This is a genomic window from Neorhizobium puerariae, assembly GCF_042429745.1.
Taxonomy (GTDB): domain Bacteria; phylum Pseudomonadota; class Alphaproteobacteria; order Rhizobiales; family Rhizobiaceae; genus Neorhizobium; species Neorhizobium puerariae.
Genome location: NZ_JBHMAA010000018.1, coordinates 25,796 through 42,163 on the forward strand (window position 1 = coordinate 25,796; position 16,368 = coordinate 42,163).

Sequence of the window (16,368 nt, forward strand, 5' to 3'; positions counted from 1 at the left end):
TTGATCATATCGGCCCTGGAAGCAGGAACAGCCGTGACGTCCATTTCAGTTCTTCCCAGCCACTGCATGATGCGGCTGCTGGCTGCCCTCGAAGAACAACACCGCAAGCAGCGCTGCGCAAAGGCCGGCAATCGCGATTGCATATCCGCCCCCTGCGGGCGATCCCGTCGTATCCGCAACGACGCCCATGTAGTAGGGCGCAACAAAGCCCGCGAGGTTGCCAATCGAGTTGATCAGCGCGAAACCGACGGTGGCCGCGGCGCCGACATAGGATCGAGCGACATAGGCCCAGAATGTCGGCACGACGCCCAGCACGCCGACGCTGGTCATGGCCAGACCGACAAGGGCAAGGACGGTATTCGTCGGATAGGACGACGTGACGATCAGGCCGGAGGATGCCAGCAGCGCTCCGCCGACGATGAACCATTTCCGCCCGCCGATATCGGATGCACGGCTGATGAGCGGCATGCAGACAAGGGTGCAGAGCGCCGGAATCGCAGCCAGCCAACCGATGGTGGAAGCGGAGGAAATGCCGGAATTCTTGATGATCTGAGGCATCCAGAATGAAATGCCGTAATTGCCGAGAAGCAGGAGGAAATAGGTCGCCGAGAGAAGAACGACCTTGTGGCCCTGGGTCAGGTCCCGGAGGGAATGCGCCCTTGCGCCTTGCCCGTTCTCGATGATGCTTCTGTCGATTACCGCCCGTTCCTCGGCGTCAAGCCATTTGGCATGCTTTGGTTCGCTGGGAAGGAACAGGAAGACAATCGGCGCGAATGCAACGGTGATGGCACCTTCGAGCAGGAATATCCATTGCCATCCGTTGTGCCCGCCGAGACCGGTCATATGTTCGAGAATGAACCCCGACAGCGGCCCGCCGATCAACCCTCCAAAGGGGATGGACATCAGGAAGAGGCCATTGGCGCGGCCACGATAGGCGTTCGGAAACCATTTCGAAAAATAGAGCTGAACCCCTGGCGCAAACCCGGCCTCGGCGGCGCCCACAAGGAAACGCAGGAAATAGAACCATCCTTCGTTCGTGACGTAGGCCATGGCAATCGTCGCGGCTCCCCAGGTCACGAGAATCCGTGTGAACCATGTCCGAGCGCCGACTTTCGCGAGAATCATATTGCTCGGCACTTCGAAGACGAAGTATCCGAGAAAGAAAAGGCCGGCGCCTAAACCGTAAGCCGCATGGGAAAGCCCGAGATCGGCTGACATCTGCAACTGGGCGAAGCCGACATTGAAGCGGTCAACGATTCCAAGTAGCTGGACGATGAAGAGAAGCGGCAGGATGCGCCAGGCGACCTTCGCGAAGATCGCCTTTTCGAATAGTCTAGATTGCGTATTCAAGTTGTCCTCCCTGTATCCACCGAACGGGACTCCCTCCCGAACGATCAGTGGACTGGTTCGCTGAGATCGATACTTTGAAGCGCCGTGCGCGCATCTTCCGGCCGCCGCCCCGTCAGTTTATAAAAGTCGTCGTTCAGATCGCTCATGTAGCCAAGACGCATCGCCTGGGCATAAGCGACCCGGCGGTGGACGAGGTCGTCAGGCAAGCCGTTCATCCGCAGTTCCTCCGCGAACTCTGCATCGGAAATTGCCTGATAGGTGACGAGCTGACCCAGACGGGCCGACACCAGACCGGCAAGGTCGGCAAATGTCAGCAATTGCGGACCGGCGAGCCGAAATGCCACCCTGTCATGGTTGGACAAGATCGCAGCGGCGGCAGCGGCGGCAAGATCGCCGCGGCTGATGAAAGGAAGGGCCGCCTCCCCTGCCGACCAGCGAAACAGACCGGTATCTTTGGCAGCCAGAGCCATGCGTCGGGCCGAATTATCCAGATACGGCCCGTCGCGCAGCATGACCCAGGACAGGCCGGACGCCATCAGAGCCGCTTCGGTATCCCGATGAACTTTCGCAACGAATGACGGGGACGCCGGATCGACATCGAAAAAGCTGGTATAGACAACGCGGCGAACACCGGCGGCCTTTGCCGCGTTTATCGCGTTGCAATGGAGATCCACACGAACATCGTCGGAAGACTCCACGGACACGAGCAGCAGCGTGTCAAGACCCCGAAAAGCATCCGCAAGGCTCTCCCGCTCGGCAAAATCGGCGTAGCGCGTTTCGCTTGCGAGAGCCGAAAGGTCACGACCCGGTTTACGGCTGCAGGCGACGATGTCAGGCCTCTGTCCGCCCACTCGGGACAATTGCTCCAGGATGGCTTTTCCGAGATTGCCGGAAGCGCCAGTTATGCCAATCATTATCCGTTCTCCTCGAAGCGCTAAGACTGCAATTTGACGGCGCCGGTTTTCTGCAAGCTCTCGATGTCCTCGGGAGAGAAACCCACCTCAGTGAGAATCTCGGCGGCATGTTGCGAAAGCCCGGGTGGCTGCCGATCGACGAGCGTGCGGGTCCGCTGGTCACCAAACTCCATGGGCAGACCGGGAAGATTGATCTTCTCGCCGCCGCCCAGCGCTGACAGTGCAACGTTCAGCATACCGCCCGCCAATAGCTGCGGGTCGTGGGCGAGATCGTCAGGATGGCCGACGCGGGCATAGGGAATTGTTGCAGCTTCGCAGGACGCCAGCAATTCTTCCGTGCTCTTCGACGCGAACAACGCCTGCAGTATCGGAATAAGCCTGTCACGCTCGGCGCATCGCTTGGGGTTTGTCTCCAGGGACGGATCGCTTCCGAGATCTGTCAAACCGAAATTGAGGCAGAACCTTTGCCAGTGCGCATCGCTGGTGATGCCGACAAATATCTGGTCGCCATCCCTCGTATCGAAGACGTCATACACTCCCCAGGCATTCTTGCGCGCGGGAAACGGCCGCATCGGCTCGCCGGAAGCCACGCCGCCGGCAATATGTGGCGCCATCAGGAAAGCTGCGCTTTCGAACAGGGAGGAGCCGATGCGTTTGCCCCGGCCGGTGGTTTGGCGCTCGAGCAAGGCGCCCAGAACGGCTATGACGCCGAACATTCCACCGAGGATATCGATGACCGATGCACCTGCCCGCAAGGGTTTGCCGGGCGGTCCCGTCATATAGGCCAGGCCGCTCTGCATCTGAACGACCTCGTCCAGCGCGCCGCGGTTCTCGTAGGGTCCCTTGAGAAACCCCTTCATCGACAGAAAGATCAGTGCCGGGTTGATCTTGCTCAGTTCGTCCCATCCGCAGCCCAGCCGCTCGATCGTGCCGGGACCGAAATTTTCCATCACGACATCGGCCGTGGCAGCCAGTCTATAGAGGACCTGACGCCCGCTCTCGCTTTTCAGGTCGAGAGCGATCGAACGTTTGTTGCGATTGAACGTTGCAAAAAAGCCGGCCGCGAAGCCTGGCAGGCGCCGGGTAGGGTCGCCATCGATCGGTTCGATCTTGATGACGTCGGCCCCGAGGTCGCCCATGATCATTCCCGCACACGGGCCCATGATCGTATGACCAAAATCGAGCACCCGCACACCCGAAAGGGGTTTGCTTTCACTGTCCATCGATCAGTTATCCTTCAAGAATGCTTTAAGAGATCCGGAGCGCAGCAGGGCGCTCGGCAGGGGGTGGCCGACGATACGCTCGGCCAGACGTGCCGTTTCGATCATCGCCTCGAGATTGATCCCCGTTTCGATGCCCATTTCCTGCGCCAGCAATACAAGTTCTTCGGTGGCGATATTACCGGGCGCACCGGGCTGACCGGCGAACGGACAACCTCCAAGGCCGGCGACAGCGGAATCGAATTTGCTGATGCCCAGACGAATTCCCTCATAGGCCGCCGCAATGCCCTGACCCCGCGTGTCGTGAAGATGGAGGGCGAATGACATATCGGGCCACCGCTCTCGTACCGCATCGACCAACCGGCGGACGGCTGACGGGGAGCACCAGCCCATGCTGTCGGCAAGAGTGACCGTTTGAATACGCGCTCCGTTGTCGTCGGCAATCGCCAGACCGTCCGCGACCGCAGTGAGCACCGCGTCGGTGCTGACCCTTCCAGAGAAATTGCATCCGAACGAAGCCATGACGATGACACGCTCGACGGGAACGCCAGCCGCCATGTGCGCCCGTACGTACTCCACCATCGCAGCGCGCTGACCCTGCAGGTCCCGACGCAGGTTTCGCTCGGAAAACGCTTCCGAGGCACTGAGAGAAATAGCGGCGGAATTACTGAGTTTGCCCTTGTGGGCAACCGCCCGGTCCATGCCGCGTTCGTTGAACCAGATAGCTGTATATTCCACGCCGTGCCGGGGCGAGAAACCGGAGACGACCTCGTCCGCATCGGCCCAACCGGGAACTGCCTTTGGGCTGACGAAGGACGCGATCTGGATTTTTTGCGCACCCGTCGACGACAGCGCATCGATCAGCTCGATTTTCGCCGCGGTTGAAATAGGACCAGCTTCGATTTGAAAGCCTTCGCGCGGCCCCTCTTCGACAATATCAATACGATTCGGAAGATCCGTCATTCATTCCTCCCATGCCGGCGCATGTGAAGCAGCCCTGGCCAGATCGGCAGGCTTCACACCACACGGCATTCAAAAAGGCATGACAGTTTCCATCTTTCAATTATATTTTAGTGATGCGATCGTTCTTGTTTCCAGATAGGAAGAGTTTGTGCCACTTGATTTAAGACAGCTGAGATATTTCGTCGCCGTTGCCGAAGCGGGAGCATTTACCCACGCGGCTCAAACACTTAACGTCGCACAATCCGCACTGAGCCATCATCTGCGCATAATGGAGGAGGAGCTTGGAACACCTCTCCTGGAGCGCCGTGCTCGCGGCGTCGTGTTGACCTCGGCAGGCCAGCGTCTTTACGAGCATTCCAAGGCTATTCTCAGCTCGGTGAAGAAAGCCGAAGCGGACATCAAGACATTCTCCGAGGTGCCGACGGGAACGGTGTCTATCGGGTTTGCTCATACCGCAGTCGACCTGGTGGTCCTTCCGTTCATTCTGGCGGTCAGAGAGCAACTCCCCGGAATTATCCTTCACATCAGCGAAGGCCTGAGCATCACGAACGTGAACAAGGTGCTTTCGGGCGACATCGACATTGCCGTTGCTTACAATACGATCGAGGACGCCCGGCTGTCGAGCAGACCGCTGCTGACTGAGGAAATGTGCCTCGTGGGAAAGCCGGACATCGTCGGAAAAGATCGGGAGCCCATTGCTTTTTCCGATCTTCCAAAGCAGCCGATCATTGCTGCTTATCCAGCAGGGTCATTACGCGCAATCGTTGACAGCCACGCGCTTAGAAGCAAGGTCAAACCAAGCGAGATGCTTGAGATCGACTCGCTGGCGACATTGCGGAAAGCCATGCAGCACGGCATCGGATGCTCGATACTATCGCGGGCATCGGTCTCCGAACAACTGCGCGTCGGCACGCTGAGCGCACGTCCCATCGTATCTCCCGAGCTCTTCAGAACACTTGAACAGGTGTCGCTTAAGGAACGTCCCCATAGCCGCGCTTTCGAAGAAGTTGCAAAGGTTCTGACCTCCGTAATACTCAATCAGGCGCAACTGGGGCATTGGATATGCCGCGACGTATTTCCCACCCCACCACGCCGACAGCTCTCGACAGATAACAAGCCTTCTGGATAACAGATGGATAGGTTCTTAAACATATATTGGCGAGATGCATCCGCTCTCCTTAAAGTTCCATTGCATCGCGTTGGGAGGCGCGCGCCTTGCAAGGTGTCGCTTCGTCTTAGGGAGGAGATCAGATGTTCCGCGAATCTAAAGCTATCATGTATCTTGGCGCCGCCTTTGCTGTTGTAGGCGCCTCCATCGCTCAGGCTCAGAATTACCCTTCGAAGCCGGTCACCCTTGTCGTCGGCTATACGGCAGGCGGGCAGGCCGACGTCTTGGCCCGAAAGGTGGGCGATCGCCTTGCCCAGAAGCTCGGGACACCGGTCATCATCGAAAACCTGCCCGGCGCGAACGGACTTCTTGGCGCGCAGAAGGTCGCGGGTGCAAAGCCGGACGGGTACACGCTGGCCCTGGCGACCGACTCCATGCTGACGGTCGAACCGCAACTGGCTGAAGGATCGAAGTGGAATCCGCTCGACCACATGGAACCCGTCGCCCGTCTTGCAGAGGCCTCGCTTTTCGTCGTCGCGAATACCAGCTTCAAGCCGAACACGATCGCGGAAATGGTCGACTACGCGAAGACATCGGGCGAAAAGCTCAGCTTCGGCAGCTCGGGACCGTCCTCCCCTCACCGCCTGGCCGGCGAAGACATCCAGAAGCGGGCAGGCTTTTCCATGATCCATGTTCCCTATCCCGGGACCTCCGCTTCGATGACCGACCTTGCCGGCGGGCAGATCACCTTGGCCTTTGGCGCGCTGACATCCATTCAACCGCTGATGGACGCGGGGAAACTAAAGCTCATTGCCGCGACTTCCAAGCAGCGCTCCCGCTTCAAGCCCGACGTCCCGGCCGTTGCGGAAACCTGGCCTGGCTTCGACTACAGCATCTATTATGGCATCATTACTCCGAAAGGGACGCCGAAGGATGTCGTCGAAAAGCTGAACGGCAGCATCAATGAGGTACTGAAAGAGCCGGAGACGATCAATGCGCTGAACGCGCTTGGCGTAAGCCCTTCTGCCGGCTCTCCAGATGATTTCCGCAGCGTTATCACCGCCGATTACGAAACACGCGGAAAGATCCTCGGCGATCTTGGATTGAAGGCCAAGTAACGATGGCTGGTGCGGCAGTCGAATGTGCGCCGCACCACAAACCCGCTCCGGGATGAAATTCGCAACCGCAGCAGACGGGGCGACCAATTTGATAACTCGTAGTGACGTTGGGATGGTTCGCATGTCGAACTTCAGCATTTCCGCACCGCGGCATCTCGTAGCGGGCCTGCTTTATATCGCCGTCGGCGCCATTGCGCTGATGATCGCGCGGACATATCCGCTGGGAACCTCGAGCGCCATGGGCGCCGGCTATTTCCCCGTATTGATCAGCGTCCTCCTGATCGGCGTCGGCATCATTGCCGTCATAGCCAGCTTTCTGACGCAGGGACAGGCAATCGAAGCCATCGCCTGGCGCCCGGTGATCATGATCACCCTTTCCGTCATCGCGTTCGGATTGCTGGTAGAGCCGATCGGACTGGCGCTCGCGCTCGTTGTAGTTCTGCATATCGCGGCCCTGGCGAGCCCGGAGTTTCGTTTCAGCTGGCGTGCGACAGCCGGAACCGTTGCTCTGTCGGCCATATGTTGCCTCGTCTTCGTGACGCTGCTCGGCGTACCGATGCCGATCGCTGGCGAATGGCTGCTCCCGTAACAGGCAGATCGACATGGATATTCTACAGAATCTTATTCTCGGCCTCGAGACCGCGTTCGCCCTGCAGAACCTCTTCTATTGTCTTCTCGGGGTGATCCTCGGAACCGCGATCGGCATTCTACCAGGCTTGGGGCCTATCACGACGATCGCACTGTTGTTGCCCGTGACATTTGGCCTTTCGGCGGATGCCGCACTCATCATGCTGGCCGGCATCTATTACGGAGCGCAATACGGCGGCTCTACTGCTGCGATCCTTGTCAATCTGCCCGGAGAATCATCTGCGGTGGTGACGGCAATCGACGGATATCAGCTCGCGCGGAAAGGCAGGGCCGGTCATGCTCTCGCCATCGCGGCAATCGGTTCTTTCGTCGCCGGCACGCTCGCGACCCTGCTGATCGCGCTCCTTTCGCCGCCGCTTGCATCGCTGGCGTTGAGTTTCGGCCCTGCGGATTATTTCTCCCTGATGCTCCTTGGACTGGTCGCATCGGTCATCATTTCCCGCGGATCGCTTCTCCATGCATTTGGCATGATCCTGCTCGGACTGCTGCTGGGCACCGCGGGAACCGACGTCAGTTCCGGTATCGCCCGCTTCACCTTCGGCGAACCCAGGCTTTTCGGCGGCTTTGACTTCGTCGTCATCTCGGTGGCGTTGTTCGGCATCGGCGAAATCATCGCCAATATCGAGCGCGGCGAGGATGGTATGACCAGCACCTACGAAGTCGGCAGCCTTTTCCCCTCGTTTGCCGATCTCAAACGGTCCGTCATGCCGATCCTGCGCGGAACCGGAATCGGCGCGTTGCTCGGCATCCTGCCAGGTGGCGGCGCCATGCTGGGCAGTTTCACCGCATACGCGGTCGAGAAAAAGATCTCGCCGAACCGAAAGGAATTCGGCCATGGCGCGATCGAAGGCGTCGCTGCACCGGAATCGGCCAACAATGCAGGAGCGCAGACGTCCTTCATCCCGATGCTGACGCTCGGCATTCCGTCCAATCCGGTCATGGCCCTCATGATCGGAGCCATGATCATTCAGGGCATCCAGCCGGGGCCTGCCGTCATGGCCCGGCAACCGGAGCTGTTCTGGGGCATCATCGCGTCGATGTGGGTCGGCAATGTCTTCCTGCTGATCCTCAACCTGCCGATGATCGGACTCTGGGTGAGGCTGATATCGGCGCCCTACCGTTTCCTTTTCCCGATGATCGTGGTTTTCTGCGTCATTGGGGCGTACAGCATATCCAATGCCTCTTTCGAAGTGTTTCTGATGGCTGGCTTCGGCTTGCTTGGATATGCTTTACGGAAGATCGACTGCGAACCTGCGCCGCTTATCCTGGCCTTCGTGCTTGGCCCCATGATCGAAGCGTATCTGCGCAGAGCCATGCTGCTGTCGGGTGGGGACCCGATGGTGTTCCTGCAACGTCCGATCAGTGCAACCCTGCTGGCCTGCGGTGCCATCCTGATCGCCATCGTCCTTTTGCCCATGGCCCGGCGCACACGCGCCGTAGCTTTCGAAGAGGAAGCGTAACCATGTCCGGCCCAACCTCGATACGGAGCGAAAATGTCTGAATACGACCTCCTCATTAACGGAAAAGCCATTCGTGCCGATCGCCATGCCGATGTCCTGAACCCCTCGACGGGTACGGTCGTGGGCCGGATGCCCGTGGCAACCGTCGATCAGACTGAAGCCGCCATTGCCGCTGCAAAGGCGGCGTTCCCGGCATGGTCCGCCAGGTCTTCCGCTGATCGCGCCGCAGCAGTCGCAGCAATCGCGGCAAGGATCGAGGAAAAGTCAGAGGAGCTCGCGCGGCTGCTGACCCTCGAACAGGGCAAGCCCCTCGGCGGATTGGGCTCGCGGTTCGAGATCGGGGGCGCCGTCGCCTGGACACGCCATACTGCCTCGATCGATCTGCCCGTCGAAGTATTGCAGGACACGCCGGAAGGCCGCGTGGAACTGCATCGCAAGCCGATCGGGGTCGTCGCGTCCATAACGCCATGGAACTGGCCGGTCATGATCGCGTGCTGGCACATCATGCCCGCTATCCGGACCGGCAACACCGTCGTCGTCAAACCTTCGCCCTTCACCCCTCTCTCGACCATCCGGCTGGTGGAAATCATCAACGAGATCGTCCCTCCCGGCGTGGTCAACGTCGTCACCGGCGACAACGAGGTCGGGGCACTGCTGACCAGCCATCCGGATATCGGCAAGGTCGTGTTCACCGGCTCCACTCCCACCGGCCGGAAGGTCATGCAGAGCGCCTCTGCTACGCTAAAGCGCCTGACGCTCGAACTTGGCGGGAACGACGCCGGCATCGTGCTGGCGGACGCCGATCCGCAGGCGATAGCAGAAGGCCTGTTCTGGGGCGCATTCATCAATAACGGCCAGACCTGCGCGGCCCTCAAGCGGCTCTATGTCCACGACAGCATCTACGAGGACGTCTGCCAGGCGCTTGCGGCCTACGCGGCGAATGTGAAGGTCGGCGATGGATTGGTGGAAGACAACGCTCTTGGCCCCCTCCAGAACCGCATGCAGTTCGACATCGTCTCCGACTATGTCCGTGACGCAGTGGCGAAAGGCGGACGCGTGCTGACAGGTGGCGCTCCTTCGCGGGGGACAGGCTATTTCTACCCGATCACCCTGATTGCAGACATAGACCATGGTGCAGATCTGGTCGACAAGGAGCAGTTCGGCCCTGCCCTGCCGATCATCCGCTACACGGGTCTCGACGAAGCGGTGGCGAAAGCCAACGACAATCCGGCAGGATTGGGTGGCTCGGTATGGTCGAGCGATATCGAGAAAGCCAAGGCGGTGGCAAGCCGTCTGGAATGCGGCTCTGTATGGATCAACCGCCACGGCGCAATCCAGCCCAATGCGCCGTTCGGCGGCGTCAAGCAATCCGGCATAGGCGTGGAGTTCGGAGCCGAAGGCCTGAGAGAACTGACGACAACGCAGTCGGTCTTCATCTGAACGTTATGTGTCCTATCCGAAACAACACTCCCACATTTTCTCTGGAGTTGCCCCAATCAAGGACATACCAAAAAACCAAAGGCCGGAGAAACCGCTCCGGCCTTTGGTTTTTGTCTTTCAGGCGAGAAGGCGCTGAGGACCGCGGGGACCGTAGTCGAACTCGGCGGTCGCGGGGCCGAAGACCTTCAGCGCAGCCGGAGCATCGAAAGGATCGAGATGCAATTCGATGAAGCAAAGACTGTTGCTGTCTGCTGCTTTCTCCAACGCGGCCTCCAGCTCCGCTTCAGTCCGCGCCTGCATGGCCATATAGTTGCCGGCGTCGGAAAATACCCCGAGCAGGTCCGCATACTTCCAGTTTGCAACGTCGTTATACGCATCCTCCATGCCGAGGATAAATCTCTCGATCGTGTAACCCCGATTATTCAGCAGGAAGACGATCGGCTTCAATCCCAGGCGCAGTATCGTGGAAAGTTCCTGAACGGTAAGCTGGAACGAACCGTCGCCGATGAATAGGAGATGACGTCGGTCGGGTGCGGCCAGCGTGGTGCCGAGCGTCGCCGGCAGCGTATAGCCAATGGACCCCCAGATGTTTGCCGTAACATAAGTTACGTTTTCGCTGAGCATCTGCGGTGTCAAGCCGATATTCGAGGTTCCGCTCTCCGCAAGCACGACATCACCTTTATCAATGAAACGGGCGATGCGAGGCCATAGCCGGGACTGAGTTAGGGGCGCATCCTGTTCGACCTGCCAAGATTGGCGCGCTGCTGCCGGTAAATCCACACAGACATTCGATTCAAGGCCATCTGTCAGCCTTGCGATCAACTCGCTGGCCCGAACGCCTTCATAATGGACGTTCTCGATAGTGACGCTATTGCCTCCCAACATGACCGTCCTTGCAGGCAATTTCTGTGTGAAAAGGCCGGAATTGCCCTCGATGAACCGAGGAGCCGTGGCGATCAGACAATCGGACCCTTCGATGCATTGTTTCGCCTGCTCGCTGGACGCCTCGCCGACATAGAGCCCGGCCCACAGGGGAGCCGTTTCGTCGAGAATGCACTTGCCCGTCGTAAGCGACGCATAGGGCGCTTGTGTTTTTTCCGACAGCCTTTTGAGCAATGCGGCAAGGCCGAAGCGCTCGGCATCCATGTCGATCAGAAGTGCCGGCTTCGTCGCCTGGCTCCAGACCCGCAACAGGTGGGCGCATGCAGCCTCGAGCTGCAGAGGCTCGCTCGGAAAGGACAGATCGAGGCCACCTTCCGGCGCGTCAACCTCCAGATAGGAGATATTCGATGGCAACTGGATGTAGACAGGCCGCTTCTCCCGAATGCATGCACACAGGACGCGGTCAATTTCGACAGCTGCGTTCGTTGGCGTCAGCCTCGTCTGCGCCACAGTGAACTGGCGGAAGCAATTCATCATGTCATCGTAGTTGCCGTCTGCAAGGGTATGGTGAAGCGCGATGCCCTGCTCCATGGCGTAGAGCGGCGGCGCACCTGTGATACATACGACAGGGACATGCTCGGCACTTGCACCCGCAACGCCGCAAATGGCGCTCAGTTCTCCGACACCATAGGTCGTGAGAATGGCCGCACACCCCTTGAGCCGGGCATAACCATCAGCAGCGTAAGCAGCGTTCAATTCGTTGCACGTTCCGACGAACTCAAGCCCGCCCATGTTTTTCACCTGCTCCAGAAGCTGGAGGTTATAGTCTCCCGGCACTCCCAGAAGATACTCTATCCCCAGTTCCGTGAGACGCCTGAGAAGTAAATCTCCAATCGTAATCCGCATTGTTTTCGCCGCCTGAATCCATGGATAACTGACAGGCGGAGAATGGCCGAAAAGCCGCACAAAAGCCTTGCATAATTAATATGTTAATTTATTTCGGTGCATGGTTCGTGCATTAACTTCGGATAACGCGCAATGAATGACCGGCTGGATAGGTTCGACCTCAAGATCCTGGATGAATTGCAGAAAAATGGCCGGCTGACCAATAACGAACTTGCGGATCGCATTGGGCTTTCTCCATCTCAATGTTCTCGCCGACGTTCAAGGCTGGAGGTGGAAGGTTATATCGAGGGATACCAAGCTGTCCTGGATCGTAGTCGGATCGGTCTCGATCTTCTGGTAGTGATATCGGTCACGCTGGCAAAACAGAATCACGATGGCGCAAAGAAATTTGCTCGTCTGGTGAACGACTTGCCGGAAGTGATCGAGGCTTATGCGCTAACTGGCGATATGGACTATCATCTTAAGGTCGCGGTCAGGAACCTTGCAGAGCTGTCGCGCTTTATAAACAACGTTCTGCTGCCTCATGACTCGGTGGAGCATGTGCGAACGTCGATCGTGCTCGATGTACTGAAGCGTGATCGCGGCGTCACCCTGCATATAACGTGACCGACGCTAAGTGTTCCGCCGCATCGACGATGCAGCGGAACCGCGGAAAGTGTTTACTTGGTTTGCTTCTGTACGACAAAAAAGCCGAACACCGTTGAAGCCCCGAGAATCACCAGGATAACGCGGAGAACATGATGAGTGACGACAAAGGGCACTGCGATATGCAACGTGAGGGCGACGATGCTCATCTCCGCCAACCCTCCGGGCGAGTAGGCCAATAGAAGCGAAGGGATCGCTATTCCTGTCAGAGCGTAGACGCCAACCGCAAAGATCGTCGCAGACGACAACAGGATTGCAACCGAGCCGATCGAGAGGAAAAAGGTGAGCAAGAGTCTGGCCAGCGGCACTCCTGCGAAGCGAAGGCCAATGCTACAACCGATTACCACTTGCGCTGCCCAGAGGAGCATGCTTGGCGTATGAATATTCATCACGTCGAAATAATGGAGCAATCCGCTAACGGCCATCGGTCCAAGGAGCGGGTAGGCTGGAAACCTGAGGATCGCCCCCAGAACAGAACCCGCGCCCATGCAAAACAAAAGCCAGCTGCTTGCCGACCAGTCCAAACTGGAAAGGGGCAGATATAACGCTGTGCGGGCGCCGATCGCTTCGCCTGATATCAGAGAAACAAGAAAAGGTGTCACCAGCACAACGATGAAGATGCGCGAGGCATGCACCAGAGCGATGATCTTTTCGTCGCCTCCATGTGCACCGCCCAACATGACCATCTCGATCACTCCTCCGGGCATGGCCGAAAAGAAAGCCGTGACGGGATCAAGACGACCAATCTTGTTGAAATAGAGCCACGATAGGCCGCCGCCGAAAATGGATAAAAGAACCATGCCCGCAATCGGCAGCAGCCACTCATAAGCTTGCTGAAGCAGTGACGGGCTGATGGACGTGCCCAGCGCGGCGCCCATCAGGGCAATCATTGGGGAACGGACGACAGCCGGAAGCCCCACCGGCAAAGAGATCATCGCCGCGACTTGTTTGCGACCGTCGGGACCGCTCAAATACTTCTGGCTGATCGCGCTTATGATAGCGACAGGCTGTGACAAGACCTCAAAGCATGTGGAGCTTGAGGCTGTATGCGATATATGCGTTGAAGTAGACTGAGGAGGATTACGGGGATCGGCGATGCCGTCGTCCTCGACCTTCGAGAGCGTCACTGCCGCATAGCGCCGCCCGGCCTCGGCAACGGTCAGCGAGAAAAGCAGTTCTCTCTTTATCATTGCTTTTTGCCAACGCCGGCAACATTCGGTTTGGGGATTGTCCAGCCCCTGCTCGACGATCTGGCCGCCCTCCATGAACTCAGCTTGGTCATGCCGTGTCCGTCGATCTCGCGGATGACATTCCGTACCTCCTGCGCCATTTCCAGACAAGGAGCGCATGACACCGCTCACCGTCGGAGCCCTGCCGTGAGCGCGCGCCGTTTCCGGCTCGGCGGCAGACCGTATTTCTCCGTGAAGCAGCGGGTGAAATGGGCGGCGCTGGAAAAGCCGGTCAGCATGGCGATCTCCAGCAGAGAAAGAGAACTTTGCTGCAAAAGTTCGTCCGCTTTGGCAAGGCGCAGGTCGCGATAGAAGACCATCATCGACACACCGAACTGGCTGGCGAACAGCCGGTGGAGTTGGCGCGCACTCATCCTGGTCAGCGCAGCCAACTGATCGGGCGACAACGGGTCCGCGAGATGGCTCGTCATGAGTTCCACCGCCGCCTCCAGCATCGGATGATGGAGATTGAAGCGTTGGCCGGCGCGCGCCTGCTGCGGTTCGTCCGCCGTGCGCAGGCGCGGGTGAATGAACCAGTCGCTGACTTCGCGCGCGAAGGCGACGCTGTGTTCGCGTGCGATCAACGCGCCCATCATGTCCATGGCCGCTACACCGCCGGCACAAGTGTATCGGTCACGGTCGATGACATAGAGTGCTCGCTCGATCAACAGGTCGGGGGCAAACTCCATCAACGAGTCGATATGCGCCCAATGAACAGTGAAGCGTCGTCCTGCCATCAATCCGGCCTTTGCGAGGACAGCCGAGCCACCTGAGATCCCGCCCAGCCGCACGCCTCGCTGGGTCAGCGCCCGAAGACCACGCAGAAGCACCGGATCTTCGTAAAGCATGGGATTACCGCCCGCGACGACGAAGGCGATGTCGAGCCCTTCTTCATGCGCGCGAGACAATGGAGCAGTATCGAACCCGCCGCCGGAGGTCGACGCCACGAAGCCGCCCGCCGCCGAATGAAAGGAACATGGATAGAGCGTCTTTCCCGCAAGATGATTGGCCGCGCGCAAGGGTTCCACCGCACTCGCCAGCGACATCAACGCGTAACCGGGAATAAGGATGAAACCGATCTTCATTGCGACCGTGAGCAGCCTCGTTGCAGGAGGGCATCCCTCTATCATGTACGGCAGGCAGAGACAAGAAAATGGCCGCCAGATGCAATTTCTTCCCGATGCGGTGGGCTACAACATCGGGCATATACCTGCTCATTCGAGGATCATCGTACGTGCGATACTCAGCTCTGCGGATATTGAAGGAAGCCTTGACAGGGCATCGTGGCTGGCGCCCGCTTTGGCGCAACCCCGATCCGCAACCGGCCTACGACTATGTCATCGTCGGCGGCGGCGGCCACGGCCTCGCAACGGCCTATTACCTCGCCAACACCTTCCGCAAGGCGAAGATCGCCGTGCTGGAGAAAAGCTGGCTCGGCTCGGGTAACATCGGCCGCAACACGACGATCATCCGTTCGAACTATCTCCTGCCCGGCAATGAGCCCTTCTACGAATTCTCCATGAAGCTCTGGGAAGGGCTGGAACAGGAATTCAACTTCAACGCCATGGTGAGCCAACGCGGCATCGTCAACCTGATCCACACCGACGCGCAGCGCGACGCCTACCGCCGGCGCGGCAACGCCATGCTGCTTGCCGGCGCGGATGCCGAGCTTCTCGACCGCGAGCAGGTGCGCGCGATGATCCCCTTCCTCAACTTCGACAACGCCCGCTTCCCCATCAAAGGCGGCCTCCTGCAGCGCCGCGCCGGCACCGCGCGCCACGACGGCGTCGCCTGGGGTTATGCCCGCGGCGCGGACCGCGCGGGCGTCGACCTGATCCAGAACTGCGAGGTCACCGGCTTCCGTATCGAGGGCGGCAGCATCCGCGGTATCGAGACCTCGCGTGGCTATATCGGTGCGAACAAGGTGGGTGTTGCGGTTGCCGGCTCCACCGGACAGGTGATGGCACGCGCCGGCTTGCGCCTGCCTATCGAAAGCCATGTTCTGCAGGCTTTCGTTTCCGAAGGGCTGAAGCCGACCATTCCCGGCGTCATCACCTTCGGCGCCGGCCACTTCTATGTCAGCCAGTCCGACAAGGGTGGCCTCGTCTTCGGCGGCGATATCGACGGTTACAATTCCTATGCCCAGCGTGGCAATCTGCCTGTCGTCGAGGACGTGGCAGAGGGCGGCATGGCGCTGATGCCGATGATCGGCCGCGCGCGCCTGCTGCGCATCTGGGGCGGTATCATGGACATGTCGATGGACGGCTCGCCGATCATCGACCGTACACCGGTCGAAGGACTCTACTTGAATGCCGGCTGGTGTTACGGCGGCTTCAAGGCGACGCCAGCTTCTGGCTATGCCTTTGCGCATCTTCTCGCCACCGACACCCCCCACGACACTGCCCGCGCCTACCGGCTGGATCGCTTCCAGCACGGCTACACCATCGACGAAAAGGGCATGGGCGCCCAACCGAACCTGCATTGA

14 protein-coding genes are annotated in these 16,368 nt (G+C 59.2%); 7 read left to right on the plus strand and 7 right to left on the minus strand.

Annotated features, from left to right (window positions below; all coding sequences use genetic code 11):
• Positions 1–45 precede the first annotated feature (45 nt).
• Genes ACFFP0_RS16785 through ACFFP0_RS16800 form a run of 4 tightly spaced genes read right to left on the minus strand, consistent with a single transcriptional unit; the run spans position 46 to position 4,447 of the window.
• The gene (locus ACFFP0_RS16785; RefSeq protein WP_377263020.1) at positions 46–1,350 is read right to left on the minus strand and encodes an MFS transporter; all 1,305 of its coding nucleotides are present in this window, start codon (positions 1,348–1,350) and stop codon (positions 46–48) included.
• Positions 1,351–1,394: 44 nt separating this feature from the next.
• On the minus strand, positions 1,395–2,264 hold the full coding sequence (locus ACFFP0_RS16790) for an NAD(P)H-binding protein (protein WP_377263022.1): 870 nt from the start codon (positions 2,262–2,264) through the stop codon (positions 1,395–1,397).
• Positions 2,265–2,284: 20 nt separating this feature from the next.
• Positions 2,285–3,487: a CaiB/BaiF CoA transferase family protein gene (locus tag ACFFP0_RS16795; RefSeq protein WP_377263024.1), complete on the minus strand. Its 1,203-nt coding sequence runs from the start codon at positions 3,485–3,487 to the stop codon at positions 2,285–2,287.
• Positions 3,488–3,490: 3 nt separating this feature from the next.
• The gene (locus ACFFP0_RS16800; protein ID WP_377263026.1) at positions 3,491–4,447 is read right to left on the minus strand and encodes a hydroxymethylglutaryl-CoA lyase; all 957 of its coding nucleotides are present in this window, start codon (positions 4,445–4,447) and stop codon (positions 3,491–3,493) included.
• Between the two features lie 148 nt (positions 4,448–4,595).
• On the opposite strand from ACFFP0_RS16800, the gene ACFFP0_RS16805 reads away from it, so the two are divergent.
• The 5 genes from ACFFP0_RS16805 to ACFFP0_RS16825 all read left to right on the plus strand — a co-directional run bounded on the left by ACFFP0_RS16805 (position 4,596) and on the right by ACFFP0_RS16825 (position 10,221).
• Entirely contained in the window at positions 4,596–5,576 is a 981-nt protein-coding gene (locus tag ACFFP0_RS16805; RefSeq protein ID WP_377263029.1) for a LysR family transcriptional regulator, read from the plus strand.
• Positions 5,577–5,698: 122 nt separating this feature from the next.
• Positions 5,699–6,673 (plus strand): Bug family tripartite tricarboxylate transporter substrate binding protein, encoded by a 975-nt coding sequence (locus ACFFP0_RS16810; RefSeq protein WP_377263031.1) that lies wholly within the window; start codon positions 5,699–5,701, stop codon positions 6,671–6,673.
• Between the two features lie 121 nt (positions 6,674–6,794).
• A complete protein-coding gene (locus tag ACFFP0_RS16815) occupies positions 6,795–7,262 on the plus strand; it encodes a tripartite tricarboxylate transporter TctB family protein (RefSeq protein ID WP_377263033.1) in 468 nt (155 codons plus the stop codon).
• A gap of 13 nt (positions 7,263–7,275) precedes the next feature.
• Positions 7,276–8,781 carry a tripartite tricarboxylate transporter permease gene (locus ACFFP0_RS16820; protein ID WP_377263035.1) on the plus strand — a complete coding sequence of 502 codons (1,506 nt, stop codon included), beginning with the start codon at positions 7,276–7,278 and terminating at the stop codon, positions 8,779–8,781.
• A gap of 33 nt (positions 8,782–8,814) precedes the next feature.
• Positions 8,815–10,221: an aldehyde dehydrogenase family protein gene (locus ACFFP0_RS16825; RefSeq protein WP_377263037.1), complete on the plus strand. Its 1,407-nt coding sequence runs from the start codon at positions 8,815–8,817 to the stop codon at positions 10,219–10,221.
• Between the two features lie 117 nt (positions 10,222–10,338).
• Here the strand turns inward: ACFFP0_RS16825 and ACFFP0_RS16830 are convergent, their stop codons facing one another.
• Positions 10,339–12,009 carry an alpha-keto acid decarboxylase family protein gene (locus tag ACFFP0_RS16830; RefSeq protein ID WP_377263039.1) on the minus strand — a complete coding sequence of 557 codons (1,671 nt, stop codon included), beginning with the start codon at positions 12,007–12,009 and terminating at the stop codon, positions 10,339–10,341.
• 132 nt (positions 12,010–12,141) lie between these two features.
• Between ACFFP0_RS16830 and ACFFP0_RS16835 the strand changes: the two genes are divergently transcribed.
• On the plus strand, positions 12,142–12,615 hold the full coding sequence (locus ACFFP0_RS16835) for an Lrp/AsnC family transcriptional regulator (protein ID WP_377263041.1): 474 nt from the start codon (positions 12,142–12,144) through the stop codon (positions 12,613–12,615).
• 53 nt (positions 12,616–12,668) lie between these two features.
• Here the strand turns inward: ACFFP0_RS16835 and ACFFP0_RS16840 are convergent, their stop codons facing one another.
• Together ACFFP0_RS16840 and ACFFP0_RS16845 are read right to left on the minus strand one after the other, a co-directional pair.
• Entirely contained in the window at positions 12,669–13,919 is a 1,251-nt protein-coding gene (locus ACFFP0_RS16840; protein WP_377263043.1) for an AbrB family protein, read from the minus strand.
• A 92-nt stretch (positions 13,920–14,011) separates the two neighbouring features.
• The gene (locus ACFFP0_RS16845) at positions 14,012–14,968 is read right to left on the minus strand and encodes a GlxA family transcriptional regulator (protein ID WP_377263045.1); all 957 of its coding nucleotides are present in this window, start codon (positions 14,966–14,968) and stop codon (positions 14,012–14,014) included.
• Positions 14,969–15,117: 149 nt separating this feature from the next.
• On the opposite strand from ACFFP0_RS16845, the gene ACFFP0_RS16850 reads away from it, so the two are divergent.
• Positions 15,118–16,368, plus strand: coding sequence for a sarcosine oxidase subunit beta family protein (locus ACFFP0_RS16850; RefSeq protein ID WP_377263047.1), 1,251 nt, complete (start codon positions 15,118–15,120; stop codon positions 16,366–16,368).